Source organism: Nonomuraea sp. NPDC005983 (assembly GCF_040614375.1).
GTDB lineage: Bacteria > Actinomycetota > Actinomycetes > Streptosporangiales > Streptosporangiaceae > Nonomuraea.
Genome location: NZ_JBEXUP010000030.1, coordinates 1 through 12,277, shown reverse-complemented (window position 1 = coordinate 12,277; position 12,277 = coordinate 1). Strand labels below are relative to the sequence as shown.

Annotated in this window: 12 protein-coding genes and 2 pseudogenes; 10 read left to right on the top strand and 4 right to left on the bottom strand. The window is 71.7% G+C overall.

The annotated features are described in order from the left end of the window. Positions 1 to 11: 11 nt before the first annotated feature. The 9 genes and pseudogenes from ABZ297_RS16180 (at position 12) to ABZ297_RS16140 (ending at position 6,928) form a co-directional block, all read left to right on the top strand. The gene (locus tag ABZ297_RS16180) at positions 12 to 1,112 is read left to right on the top strand and encodes a histidine kinase (protein ID WP_355345772.1); all 1,101 of its coding nucleotides are present in this window, start codon (positions 12 to 14) and stop codon (positions 1,110 to 1,112) included. A 134-nt stretch (positions 1,113 to 1,246) separates the two neighbouring features. Continuing rightward, positions 1,247 to 1,714: pseudogene (locus ABZ297_RS16175) on the top strand (inorganic phosphate transporter); the annotation flags it as partial. Positions 1,715 to 2,042: 328 nt separating this feature from the next. Continuing rightward, entirely contained in the window at positions 2,043 to 2,111 is a 69-nt protein-coding gene (locus ABZ297_RS16170; protein WP_355345929.1) for a hypothetical protein, read from the top strand. Positions 2,112 to 2,217: 106 nt separating this feature from the next. Continuing rightward, a pseudogene (locus ABZ297_RS16165) lies at positions 2,218 to 3,396 on the top strand (RNA-guided endonuclease TnpB family protein); the annotation flags it as partial. 84 nt (positions 3,397 to 3,480) lie between these two features. Beyond that, entirely contained in the window at positions 3,481 to 3,660 is a 180-nt protein-coding gene (locus tag ABZ297_RS16160; protein ID WP_355345941.1) for a hypothetical protein, read from the top strand. A 149-nt stretch (positions 3,661 to 3,809) separates the two neighbouring features. Continuing rightward, positions 3,810 to 4,220, top strand: coding sequence for a TOBE domain-containing protein (locus ABZ297_RS16155; RefSeq protein ID WP_355345769.1), 411 nt, complete (start codon positions 3,810 to 3,812; stop codon positions 4,218 to 4,220). An 11-nt stretch (positions 4,221 to 4,231) separates the two neighbouring features. After that, positions 4,232 to 5,023 carry a molybdate ABC transporter substrate-binding protein gene (gene modA / locus ABZ297_RS16150; RefSeq protein ID WP_355345766.1) on the top strand — a complete coding sequence of 264 codons (792 nt, stop codon included), beginning with the start codon at positions 4,232 to 4,234 and terminating at the stop codon, positions 5,021 to 5,023. A 16-nt stretch (positions 5,024 to 5,039) separates the two neighbouring features. After that, a complete protein-coding gene (locus ABZ297_RS16145) occupies positions 5,040 to 5,873 on the top strand; it encodes an ABC transporter permease (protein WP_355345763.1) in 834 nt (277 codons plus the stop codon). Beyond that, on the top strand, positions 5,870 to 6,928 hold the full coding sequence (locus ABZ297_RS16140; protein ID WP_355345760.1) for an ABC transporter ATP-binding protein: 1,059 nt from the start codon (positions 5,870 to 5,872) through the stop codon (positions 6,926 to 6,928). Before ABZ297_RS16145 ends, ABZ297_RS16140 begins: the two co-directional genes overlap by 4 nt. A gap of 31 nt (positions 6,929 to 6,959) precedes the next feature. Here the strand turns inward: ABZ297_RS16140 and ABZ297_RS16135 are convergent, their stop codons facing one another. The 4 genes from ABZ297_RS16135 to ABZ297_RS16120 all read right to left on the bottom strand — a co-directional run bounded on the left by ABZ297_RS16135 (position 6,960) and on the right by ABZ297_RS16120 (position 10,612). After that, positions 6,960 to 7,442 (bottom strand): hypothetical protein, encoded by a 483-nt coding sequence (locus ABZ297_RS16135; protein WP_355345757.1) that lies wholly within the window; start codon positions 7,440 to 7,442, stop codon positions 6,960 to 6,962. Positions 7,443 to 7,617: 175 nt separating this feature from the next. Continuing rightward, on the bottom strand, positions 7,618 to 9,015 hold the full coding sequence (locus ABZ297_RS16130; protein ID WP_355345754.1) for a hypothetical protein: 1,398 nt from the start codon (positions 9,013 to 9,015) through the stop codon (positions 7,618 to 7,620). Positions 9,016 to 9,179: 164 nt separating this feature from the next. After that, positions 9,180 to 10,052 carry a hypothetical protein gene (locus ABZ297_RS16125; protein ID WP_355345751.1) on the bottom strand — a complete coding sequence of 291 codons (873 nt, stop codon included), beginning with the start codon at positions 10,050 to 10,052 and terminating at the stop codon, positions 9,180 to 9,182. Continuing rightward, on the bottom strand, positions 10,052 to 10,612 hold the full coding sequence (locus ABZ297_RS16120) for an RNA polymerase sigma factor (protein ID WP_355345748.1): 561 nt from the start codon (positions 10,610 to 10,612) through the stop codon (positions 10,052 to 10,054). The genes ABZ297_RS16125 and ABZ297_RS16120 overlap by 1 nt, the downstream gene beginning before the upstream one ends. Positions 10,613 to 11,254: 642 nt before the next feature. Between ABZ297_RS16120 and ABZ297_RS16115 the strand changes: the two genes are divergently transcribed. Further along, the coding region (locus ABZ297_RS16115; protein ID WP_355345745.1) for a Cmx/CmrA family chloramphenicol efflux MFS transporter at positions 11,255 to 12,277 on the top strand (1,023 nt) is incomplete at its 3' end.

The following is a 12,277-nucleotide window of genomic DNA, read 5'->3' as shown; positions in this document are numbered from 1 at the left end:
CCGTTGCCATGATGCCCGAACACCACCTGGCCGCCCCCGACGGCAAGCCCTACGAGGCCCCCGGACGCACCAGCTTCCTCGTCCTCATGCTGCTGGGAATCGCCGCCGTCTGGGAGACGGTCGACGGCACCTTCCAGCCCGCCTGGCTGTCGTGGGCCGGCCTTGCCGCCGTCGGCGGCCTGCACACCCTCGTCACGCTCAGCGCGTTCCGGCAGCGTCTGACGGTCGCGCGGACGGCCCTCGCCGCGCTGGCCACAGTGGTGCTCGCGCTGTCGGCGACCTTCGGCGGCGGCTGGTACTACGTGCTCCCGCTGCTGGGTGTCGCGATCTCTCTGGTGCTGTCGGGCAGGGCGGTCCGGGTGGCCCTGGTCGCGCTGGCCGTCGTGACGGGGCTGATCGTGCGACTGGGAGGCGGCAGCATCGAGTCGATCATGGCCTTCTCCTGGGGGACGTTCAACGCGGGCCTCGTCGTCGCGGGCATCCTGCACCTGCACGCCGTCATCGGCGAACTGCGCGAGACCCGCCGGCGCCTGGCCGAGGCGGCGGTGGCCGAGGAGCGGCTGCGCTTCTCCCGCGACCTGCACGACCTGCTGGGGCACACGCTGTCGGTCATCGTGGTCAAGGCCGAGGCGGTGCGGCGGCTGGCCGGGCGCGACCCGGAGCAGGCGCAGCGGCAGGCGTCCGACATCGAGGCCGTGGGCAGGCAGGCGCTCACCGAGGTGCGCGAGGCGGTCACCGGCTACCGCGGCGGCAGCCTGGCCGCCGAGCTCGACCGCGCCCACGACGCGCTGAAGGCCGCCGGGGTCGAGCTCGCCGTCCACCGGACGGGCACCGCACCGGCGCCCCCATCGGAGGCGCTGCTGGGATGGGTGGTGCGCGAGGGCGTCACCAACATCATCAGGCACAGCGGCGCCACCAGAGCGGAGATCCGCCTGGACGGCCAAGCCGTCACCGTCCGCGACAACGGCACCGCCGCCGCCACGGCCTCCGCGGACGGCAGCGGGCTGCGCGGCCTGGCCGAACGTCTCTCCCAGGCGGGCGGCCACGTCGAAGCGGGCCCGCTGCCCGAGGGCGGCTTCCAGCTCACCGCCTCCCTGCCGCCGACCGCCTGAAGCCCGGCTCCCTCAGCGGATTCTCGGGCAGGCCGCACGAGCAGCGCAGGCGGTCGCCCCCCGTCGCCGGGGCTCTCCCCGGCGGGCGCCGCGCCTGGTGGTTTAGCCCCTGCGACAGGGTCATATCTGACGTTATGGACGCGAACTCCGTGCTGCTCGCCATCGTGGTCGCCACCGCGCTGTCGTTCGACTTCACCAACGGCTTCCACGACACCGCCAACGCCATGGCGACGTCCATCGCCACCGGGGCCCTGCGCCCGAAGCTCGCGGTCGGGCTGTCGGCGGCGCTCAACTTCGCGGGGGCGTTCCTGTCACTACAGGTCGCCGCGACCATCGCGACCGGCATCGTGGAGACCGGCGCGATCACGCTCACCGTGGTCTTCGCCGGGCTGGTCGGCGGCCTGGCCTGGAACCTGCTGACGTGGTACTTCGGCATCCCCTCCAGCTCCTCGCACGCGCTGATCGGCGGAGTCGTCGGCGCCACGCTCATCGCGGCCGGCGCCTCAGCGGTCAAGGGGACGGCGATCGTGTCCAAGGTGCTCATCCCGGCGGTGCTCGCGCCGCTGGCGGCCATCGTGGTGGCCACAGTCGGCACCTACCTGGTCTACGTCCTGACCCGGCCGGTGCCCGGCCGGCTGCGCGATCGCGGCAGTTCACCGGACCAGCCGCCCGTCGTCTTCGACCCGCTGGTCGCCGACGACGAGGTCGAGCTGCTCGACGCCACGCCCGGGCTGTGGGTGGACGACAGCAGCGACGATGATCCCGTGCTGATGCGGGCCGACGGCCGCCCGGTCGACACCTGGCGCGAGCACTACCCCTACGCGACGCGCATGGAGCGCGGCCTGTACGAGCACGAGAAGCGGCTGCTGCAGATCGAACTGCTCAAGCTGCAGTACTGGCTGGGTCAAGCGCCCCGGCAAGCGGCTGGCGGTGCTGTTCGAGGGGCGCGACGCGGCGGGCAAGGGCGGCACGATCAAGCGCTTCATCGAAACTCCTTGACCGTGGAGACTCCCGCCTTCAGGCGAGGGAGGAAGCGCGGCACAGTGCCGACACGTTTGGATCGAACTTGTGCACGAAGCTTTACTGAGCGTAGTAACCTGTGCGCGTGGCGCAGTTGGTCAAGCGGGCGTTCAAGTACCGCTTCTATCCGACCCCCGAGCAGGCTGAAGAGCTTGCCCGGACGTTCGGCTGCGTCCGCCTGGTCTACAACAGGGCGCTGGAGGAACGCACCTGCGCCTACGCGGAAGGCCGGAAGGTCTCCTACGTGGAGTCCTCGGCGGCGCTGACAGCGTGGAAGCGCAGCAAGGAGCTGGGGTTCCTGTCGCAGGTGTCGTCGGTGCCGTTGCAGCAGGCGCTGCGTCACTTGCAGGCGGCCTTCGGTAACTTCTTCGCCGGACGGGCCAGGTATCCGAGGTTCAAGTCCCGCAAGAAGTCGCGCCTGTCGGCCGAGTACACCCGCTCGGCGTTCACCTACCGGAACGGCAGGCTCACCCTGGCGAAGATGGACACGCCGCTGGCCGTCGTGTGGACGCGTCCACTTCCCGAAGGCGCGCGGCCGTCCACCGTGACGGTGACCAGGGACGCGGCCGGACGCTGGTTTGTCTCTCTGCTGTGCGAGGACGCCATCCGCCCGCTCCAACCGGCAGAGAACGCGGTGGGCGTGGACGTGGGCATCACTGCCCTGGCGACACTCTCCACCGGGGAGAAGATCGCCAACCCTCGGCATGAGCGGGCCGACCGACGCAGGCTCGCCAGAGCCCAGCGAGCGCTGGCCCGCAAGGAGAAGGGATCGGCCAACCGAGCCAAAGCCAGACGCCGCGTCGCGAAGGTGTACACCCGGATCGTCGACCGCAGGCGTGATCATCTGCACCAGGTCAGCACACGACTTGTTCGCGAGAACCAAGTGATCGCCGTGGAAGACCTGACCGTCCGCAACCTGGTCAAGAACCACCGCCTGGCCCGCGCCATCTGCGACGCCTCCTGGCGGGAACTGCGCTCCATGCTGGAGTACAAAGCCGCCTGGTACGGGCGGAAACTGGTGGTCGTCGACCGCTGGTTTCCCTCCTCCAAGCTGTGCTCGGCATGCGGCGTCCTGCAGGACAAGATGCCGCTGAACGTCCGGACCTGGCAGTGCGCGTGCGGCACATCCCACGACCGCGACGTCAACGCCGCGAAGAACATCCTCGCCGCCGGGCTGGCGGAGAGGTGAAACGCCTGTGGAGCTGATGTAAGACCTCAACAGGAGACCACCTCCTCGACGGGGCAATCGGCAGTGAAGCAGGAACCCTCACGGGCGACCGTGGGGGAATCCCCTTTGTTCACGAGGGGGAGGAGGTCAACAAGAAACGAACGCGCCCGCCTGGAGGCCATGCGGTACGTGCTGAGCCTGTTCGAGTACGACGGCAGGGACGCCCAGGTGGTCGGCGTCCCCGACCCGCGCATCGTGATCTCGGCCGCCGACATCCTCGACGAGGACCACGACGCGGCGCCCTCAGACGTTGGCCTTGATGGCGACGCTGACGAGGGCGAGCAGGAGATCGACGTCTAGCGAAGCAAGTGCCCGGCAGGCCGTTGCGGCATGCCAGGTGCCGGGCGGTGACGGTCTTGGGGATACCAGCGTAGGAGGCGGCATCCTGCCGCTCTTGCGATGAGAGATGGGTGTTCACGATGGTATCTGCGAAGTTAGGATGATTGTTTGTGACGACGTTCCGGATCAGTGAGGCCGCCGCGTTGCTCGGCGTCAGCTCCGACACCGTCCGCCGATGGGTCGACGCGGGCCGGCTGGCGGCCGAACGCGACGAGCACGGTCACCGGCAGGTGAACGGCGCCGATCTGGCCGCGTTCGCCCGCACCCAGATCGCGGCGGAGAACGGCTCGGGCCACTCCTCGGCCCGCAACCGCTTTCGCGGCATCGTGACCGAGGTCATCCGCGACGCGGTGATGGCGCAGGTCGAGATCGCCGCCGGGCCGTACCGGGTGGTGTCGCTGATGAGCCGCCAGGCCGCCGACGAGCTGGGTCTGGAGGTGGGGGTGGTGGCGGTCGCCGTGATCAAGTCCACCAACGTCGTCGTGGAGATCCCCGACCACGCCCGCGTGTCCAGCCCGTAAGGAGCCCCTTGGTGATCAGACGTCCATTCCGGTGGGCCGTCGCCCTGCCGGTCGCACTCGCGCTCGCAGGCCTGTCCGGCTGCGGCTCCAGCCAGCCGGCCTCCTCCCCGGCCTCCGCCGCCGGTGGAGAGGCCACGACGGTGACGGTGTTCGCGGCCGCGTCCCTGACGGGAACGTTCACCGAGCTCGGCAAGGCGTTCGAGACCGCGCATCCGGGCACGTCGGTGAAGTTCAACTTCGGCTCGAGCGCCACCCTGGCACAGCAGATCACCCAGGGGGCGCCGGCCGACGTGTTCGCCGCCGCCAGCCCCGCCACCATGAAGACCGTCACCGACGCCTCCCTGGCGAGCGCGCCGACCACGTTCGTGCGCAACAAGCTGCAGATCGCCGTCCCGGCCGACAACCCGGCCAAGGTGGCGGCGCTCAAGGACCTCGCCGATCCGAAGGTGAAGGTCGCGCTCTGCGCCGAGCAGGTGCCGTGCGGCGCCGCCGCGGTCAAGGCGCTGGGCGCGGCCGGGCTGAAGGTCAGCCCGGTCACGCTGGAGCAGGACGTCAAGGCCACCGTGACCAAGGTCGAACTGGGCGAGGTCGACGCCGCCCTGGTCTACAAGACCGACGTGATCGCCGGCGCGGGCAAGGTGAAGGGCATCGACTTCCCCGAGGCCGACAAGGCGATCAACGACTATCCGATCGCGGTCCTGTCCAAGTCACCCGCCGCCGACCCGGCCAAGCAGTTCGTGGACCTGGTGCTGTCGCAGCAGGGCAAGGACGTGCTGACGAGGGCCGGCTTCGAAGCTCCCTGACGCGCCCCCGACCGTGATGACCTCCACCACGCCCGCACCCGCTCGGAGCCCCGGGCGGGGAGCGCCGCGCGCCGGCCGCCTGCCCTGGGTTCTGGTGGTTCCCGCGCTGCTCGGGCTGGTGTTCCTGGTGCTGCCGCTGGCCGGGCTGCTGCTGCGGGCCCCGTGGGCGACGCTGCCGCAGCGGCTGGCCGAGCCCCAGGTGCTGGAGGCGTTGCGGCTGTCGCTGGTGACCGCCACCGTGGCCACGGCCGTGTGCCTGCTGCTCGGCGTTCCGCTGGCCTGGCTGCTCGCGCGGGCGTCCTTTCCCGGCCTGCGGGTGGTGCGGGCGCTGGTCACCGTCCCGCTGGTGCTGCCGCCGGTGGTCGGCGGCGTGGCGCTGCTGCTGGTGCTGGGACGTCGCGGCCTGGTCGGGCAGTGGCTGGAGGCGGCGTTCGGCGTCACGCTGCCCTTCACCACCGCCGGCGTCGTCGTCGCCGAGGCGTTCGTGGCGATGCCGTTCCTGGTCATCAGCGTCGAGGGGGCGCTGCGCGCCGCCGACATGCGCTTCGAGGAGGCCGCCGCGACCCTGGGCGCCTCGCGGTGGACCGTGTTCCGCCGCGTCACCCTGCCGCTGGTCATGCCGGGCGTGGTGGCCGGAGCCGTGCTGTGCTGGGCAAGGGCGCTGGGCGAGTTCGGCGCGACCATCACCTTCGCCGGCAACTTCCCCGGCCGTACCCAGACCATGCCGCTGGCCGTCTACCTCGCCTTGGAGACCGAGCCGGAGGCCGCCATCGTGCTCAGCCTCGTCCTGCTCGCCGTCTCGGTGATCATCCTGGCCAGTCTGCGTGACCGGTGGGTGAACAGCCCGTGACCTCGTCCGAGCCCCGGCAGGGCGGCCTGCGCGCCCGCCTGGTCGTCACCCGGCCCGCGTTCGGCCTGGACATCACGCTCGACGTCGCCATGGGGGAGGTCGTCGCGCTGCTCGGGCCCAACGGCGCGGGCAAGACCACCGCCCTGCGCGCGCTGGCCGGGCTCAGCGGCCTGTCCGAGGGCGGGCACATCACGCTCGACGGCCGCCCGCTGCACACGCTGGCCGCCGAGCGGCGCCCGATCGGCATGGTCTTCCAGGACTACCTGCTCTTCCCGCACCTGTCCGCCCTCGACAACGTGGCCTTCGGGCCGCGCTGCCACGGCGTCTCCAAGGCCGAGTCCCGCCGCGTCGCCGCCGCCCTGCTGGAGCGCGTAGGCCTGGCCGAGCACGCCGCCGTCCGGCCCGGCCGGCTGTCGGGCGGGCAGGCACAGCGGGTCGCCCTCGCGCGGGCGCTGGCCGTGCGGCCGCGCCTGCTGCTGCTGGACGAGCCGCTGGCCGCGCTCGACGCCCACACCCGCCTGGACATCCGCTCACAGTTGCGCCGCCACCTGGCCGACTTCGACGGCGCCACCGTCCTGGTCACCCACGACCCGCTCGACGCCATGGTGCTCGCCGACCGGTTGATCGTCATCGAGGACGGCGCCGTCGTCCAGCAGGGCGCCCCCGCAGAGGTGGCCCGCCGCCCGCGCACCGACTACGTCGCCCGCCTGGTCGGCCTCAACCTCTACCGCGGCCTGGCCGTCGATCGGCAGGTCAAGGTCGAGGAGGTGCTGTTCAGCACCGCGGACCGGGTCGACGGGCCCGCGTTCGTGGCCTTCTCGCCCGCGGCCGTCGCGCTCTACCGGACCCGCCCCGACGGCAGCCCGCGCAACCTGTGGCAGGCCCGCGTCGCGGGCGTCGAACGGCACGGCGACAACGTCCGTGTCCACCTCGACGGCCCGATCGTCGCTTTCGCCGACATCACCCCCGCCGCGGTCGCCGACCTCGACCTGGCCGCAGGCCGGCAGATCTGGGCCTCGGTCAAGGCGACCGAGACGCACGCGTACCCGGCGTGACCGCCGCGCCTGTGGGCCTGCCCCGGGAGGGTCAGGCCCACAGGCGGTTGTCCGCGCAGACTCTGATCTCCGCGATCCGGCTGATGTGCCTGCCGCCGCACCGGTCGCCCGGCACCACCAGGTGCGGGCCCTGCGCGTCGAGATCGTCGCCGTCCAAGCGCACGCCCACCAGGGCCTCGGTGTTGCCGAACTCGGGGTCGATCTCACCCCACGACAGCACCGCGTGATGGCCGTCGCGTCCCAGGACGGAGACCAGGAAGCGCAGCCGGTCCTTCCGCTCGACCGGATCGAACAGCGGTCGCGCCCCGCGGACGACGTCGAGGAGCAGCGGGCCGGTGAAGCGGTGCCGACGAGGCCCGGAGGTGCGGCATTCGAAGGTCACCACCACCTCGCGCTGCGGCAGCGCCCGTAACGCGGCCATGCCGAGCCGGACGGGTTCCCGCACATCGCCCGACAGGCGCATCAGCCCGTCGGGCGGGACATGGGCGGCAAGGTCGATCGACGTGGGGTGCACCGGCGCCCTCCTCGCCCTGTGACCGTTTTACTCATGCATGCCCCGGTCTTGTGAGGAGCACACTCATATGCGACCCATAATCGCCGAATACATGAGCAGTTGCCAGGAAATTTCCTCCATAGGCTGGCGTCAGCGATGTCCCCGTCAGGCCTTCGCCTCCGGCCTGGACGGGCTGCTAGCCGGCATCACCCGGGCGTGGCCGCCGGAGGAGGGCGTGCAGGCTGAGGGCGGCGGCGAGGCAGGCGACCGGAACCACGGGCAGGACGTACCGGTGATCGAAGTCCAGGACGGCGACCGGGCCGACGAGCAGGCCCATCGCGACCGTCCAGGGCAGCAGCGCCGTGCGGCGGCGTAGCACCGCGCCCGCCGCGCCGAGCAGCAGGATCGCGGCCAGCATCGGCCCGCGCAGGTAGGCGGGGTACTGGTAGGCGATCAGGAAGTCGGCGTACGGCCCGGCCGAGGTGAGCCCCCGGATGTCCGGGTCGTACTCCCGCTTCACCTTGTCGATCAGCGGCTGGTCGGGCAGCGGCCAGGTCCCGCGGGCGAAGCCGAAGGCCGGGGTGGTCCGCCTGGGGTGCGCGATCGGGGTCCAGGAGAAGGCGATCGAGGTGTCACGGACGACCGCGCGCAGGTAGTCGAGCGGCTGGGCGGCGATCGCCTTGACCGCGAAGGAGCGGGCCAGGTCGTTGTGCGAGAACCGGTCGCCGGGGAGCCGGTTGAGCGAGGAGCCGGGCGCCCACACGTACTCGGAGGCCGCGTCCACGACGGTCCCGTTGGGGCAGAGCCTCGCCTCCTCGGGGGACGGCTTGATCACCGCGCAGTCGGCGAAGGTCATCGTGCGGGCCCACAGCGCCACCCCGTCCGCGCCGCTGAGGGTGAACCTGCCGTGATGCGCGGCGTACCAGGCGGCGTAGGCGGCCAGGGGCAGCGTCCCGGCCAGAGCCACGGCGGCCAGGCGCCGCAGGCCGACTCGCTGGACGGCCAGGACGACCAGGACGAGGAGGAGCAGCGGCAGCGCGATCGTCCGGGTCAGTGCGGCGAGCGCGAACAGCAGGCCCGCCCCCGTGGCGGCACGGACCGACAGCCTCGGCGACCACATCAGGACGGTCAGACCCGCCACGACCAGGAAGATGAACTGCGTGTCCGACAGGACGGCGTGCTCGAGCCGAAGGTAGGAGGCGTCGAACAGGACCGGCGCGGCGGCCAGGGCCGCGCCCCAGCCGGGCAGCGATCGGCGGCGGAGCAGAGCGTAGAGCAGCACGCCGGTGACCAGGCCCAGGACGTGCTGGGCGGCCACGATCACCTCGACGCTGTGGAAGGGCCACAGCGCCCGCAGGAACAGCGGGTACCCGATCGGGTGGAAGGCGGCCGACGGCCGGAGGTGGACGGCGGTGTCGAGGTAGCTGAAGGAGTCGTACCAGTACAGCTGGGCGGGCCGGTAGCCGAGCATGGTGACCACCCGCAGCGCCGCGGCGAGCGCGAGGACCACGGCGAAGACCCGGTGGTCCGCGAGGGCGGCGAACCTGGCCGGACGGGGCCGTGAGGGCGTGTCCAGGTGGCTGTCTGTGAGCACACGGAATCCGATCGTCATCGACGGAGGTCGTCAGGGAGTGAGTCCGCGCATGCGGAACAGAGCGCACGGCGGTGACAGGGGAGAGGCCGTTCAGGCGCAGAAGACGGCCGCCCGCCTCATGGTCGCTTGAGGGCCGCGCACACGGCCCTCAAGCGGCTGCGGGCTCAGGAACCGCCGGAACAGGTGGCGTCCAGCGGCCTCGGGTTGGGGTTCGGCGTGGTGCTCGCCACCAAGAGCGCCTTGCCCGCCGCGCTCATGACGCCGTCGTGGACGTACCAGGTGCCGGACGGGCGGACGCCTTTGGTGTAGGAGACGAACTCCGCCTCCACACCGCGTTCGCGCAGCATCGGCTCGAGCTCGGCGACGGTCTTGTCGACGTAGTCCACGCAGTGCAGCGGCTCGCCGGGCAGGCCGATTCCCGGGGGCATCTCGTACTTCTCCCCGGGACGGGCCTCGCGGCCGAGAATGATCTCAGCCTGCTGCTGGTAACCGACCGGCACCTTCAGGCCGACCGGGCATCCGGCGAACTGGTGGCAGGGGCCCGGGGCGTCGATGGTCTTGACCGGGCCGTCGGCGGACGCCGGTTCGCCTTCCTTCAGCAGGTTGGCAGAGTTGATCACGAAGATTCTCCCCGCCATGCTCGCGGAGGTCGGCACCAGCTTCAGCTTGACGTCCAGGCCGCGCGCCTCGAGCTCGGACTGGTACATGTCCGGGTCGGCGAACAGGTCCTTCACCGTGATGACGTAGTAGTCGCCCTCCCGCTTGATGTCCAGCGCCGCCGAGGCCGGAGCCGGCCCGATGCCGAGAGCGCCGGGAAGGACCCATCCCAGGACGACTGCCGCGGCGGCCAGCACGGCGACGACCGGCACCGCGACCGGCACCGTGAACCAGCGGCGACGGCGGTCGCGCGGCCTGTCGGGCACGACGGCCGGGGCCGCGGTGATCTCCTCGAACAGCTCCCGGGCGAGCGGGGTCATGCCGGGGCCGGGGTCGGGCGCGAGGTCGGCGACCAGACGGTCGATGGTGCGCTCGTCCATCACGTCCTGCCTTTCGTCAAGGCCACCGCACGTGAGCCGTACCGGGCCAGGTCGAGCCCGGCCACGTGCAACTCGTTGGCCAGGCGCTTGCGCGCCCGGTGCAGGCGCAGCCGGGCCGCGCCACGCGAGCAGCCCAGCACTGTCGCAACCTCTTCGGAGCTCAGCCCTTCCCAGCTGACCAGGGCGAGCGTCTCCCGGTCGTCGGGGTTCAGCCGGCGGAACGCCTCACGCACGGCGTCGAGATCGTCCGCGCCCACCGGGCCGGCCGCCTCCGCCCACAGAGCGAGCTGCGCGCCGAGCCGCTCGACGAGCTCGCTGCGCCGCGACTCGGCTCGCCGGCCGTTGGCGAGCACGCGGCGGGCCACCCCGTACAGCCACAGGCGGGCCTTGGATCCGCCGGGGATGTCCGCCACCCTCCGCCATGCGGTGGTGAAGGTCTCGGCCAGGGCGTCGGCAGCGTCGTCGTGGGAGTCCGTGCGCCGCCGGACGTAGGCGAGGATGTCCGGATAGTGCGCGGTGTAGATCTCCTCGAAGCGCTGCTTGAGGTCAGGGGGGCCCAACACTGCTCCCTCTCGTCGAAGGCTCCTTCACCCCGTACGTGTCCGCACCTTGCCGGTTGTTTCACCCCAAATCTGAGAACCTCCGGCCCTGGCAGTATCCGGACCGGTACAGCCACAGGTCGAGCAGAGCCGCGTCGCGGCGACGGGCAGGTCAGCGGGCTGCCCACGGCGACAGCGGCCGGCTCGCCGCGATCACCGTGCCCGGCCTGCGGACGATCCTGCACGCCGAGCCCGTCACTGGCTGACCATCGGGAGCGTAGACCGCCTCAGGCGCGTAATGCGGTGGACGAGCCCTGCGGCCTTTCACTAGGGTGTGGCCCATGTCCAGTCCCGAGGCGTCAAGACGCTAGCCACCGGTCCTTCGGTGGCTTCCTGTGATGTCACGCGCCGTCGCTGAGACCGCGCGCCCTTTCGTCACCCTTGCCGCCGGATCACCGTCACACGGACTGATTCTTCCCGGGAGCTCCATCACCTCCGCCACCTTCGTGGTGCCGCGGGTGGTGCCGAGCCCGGTCTCCTTCACGCGGTAGCGCCCGCGCGCCACCGGATGCACGCCCGCTTCGTGCGGCCGCTCCGGGGTGCCGCGGCCGTGCGCCGTGCCCTCGTTGTGATGCCCTACCGACGCAGCAGTGGAGTTTCTGCATGCCCTTCGCCATCTACATCCTCGGACTGGCGGTATTCGCCCAGGGAACGTCCGAGTTCATGCTGTCCGGGCTGGTTCCGGACATCGCCAGAGAACTGAACGTGTCCATCCCGGCCGCGGGCGCGCTGACGTCCGCCTTCGCCGCTGGAATGATCGTCGGAGCGCCGCTGATGGCGGTGCTCAGTCTGCGCTGGCCACGCCGGCGGGCGCTGCTCGTCTTCCTGGTCGCGTTCATGCTCGTGCACGTCGTCGGCGCGGTCACCAGCAGCTTCTCCGTGCTCCTGGTGACCCGGGTGCTCGGGGCGGTGGCCAACGCCGGCTTCCTCGCCGTGGGGCTCGCGACGGCGACCGGCATGGTCCCGCCGAACGCCAAGGGGCGGGCGACCTCCGTCCTGCTGAGCGGCATCACGCTCGCGTGCGTCGCCGGCGTGCCCGCCGGCGCGGTGCTCGGTCAGGCGCTCGGCTGGCGCTCGGCGTTCTGGGCCGTGGCCCTGATCTCCCTGCCGGCCGTCTTCGCCGTCCTGCGCTCGGTGCCGGACACGGCGACCCCGGATGAGGCCCGTCCCAGCGCCCGGCGAGAACTGCGGGCGCTGCGCGGCCCGCGGCTGCTGGTCGTGCTGCTGCTGGCCGCGCTGGTGAACGCCGCCACCTTCTGCACCTTCACCTACCTGACCCCGCTGGTCACCAACGTCAGCGGCTTCTCCGAAGGATGGGTGCCGGCGCTGCTGGCGCTGTTCGGTGCCGGGTCGTTCGCCGGAGTGACCATCGGCGGCCGCCTGTCCGACACGCGGCCGATGCGGGTCCTCATCCCGGGCGGGATCGCCCTGCTCGCCGGGTGGGCGCTCTTCACGGCCACGGCCGGCAGCCCGCTCGCCGCGTTCCTGCTCGTCTTCGTCCAGGGGACCCTCTCCTTCGCCGTCGGCTCGACCCTGATCGCCCAGGTCCTGTACGCGGCGGCCGAGGCGCCCTCGCTCGGCGGCTCGTTCGCGACTGCGGCCCTCAACGTCGGCGCGGCCGCCGGC

Coding starts and splice junctions, on each gene's coding strand:
- ABZ297_RS16180 (WP_355345772.1), top strand. CDS start 12: ATGCCCGAACACCACCTGGCCGCCCCCGACGGCAAGCCCTACGAGGCC.
- ABZ297_RS16160 (WP_355345941.1), top strand. CDS start 3,481: ATGCGGTACGTGCTGAGCCTGTTCGAGTACGACGGCAGGGACGCCCAG.
- ABZ297_RS16145 (WP_355345763.1), top strand. CDS start 5,040: ATGACCTCCACCACGCCCGCACCCGCTCGGAGCCCCGGGCGGGGAGCG.
- ABZ297_RS16125 (WP_355345751.1), bottom strand. CDS start 10,052: ATGGACGAGCGCACCATCGACCGTCTGGTCGCCGACCTCGCGCCCGAC.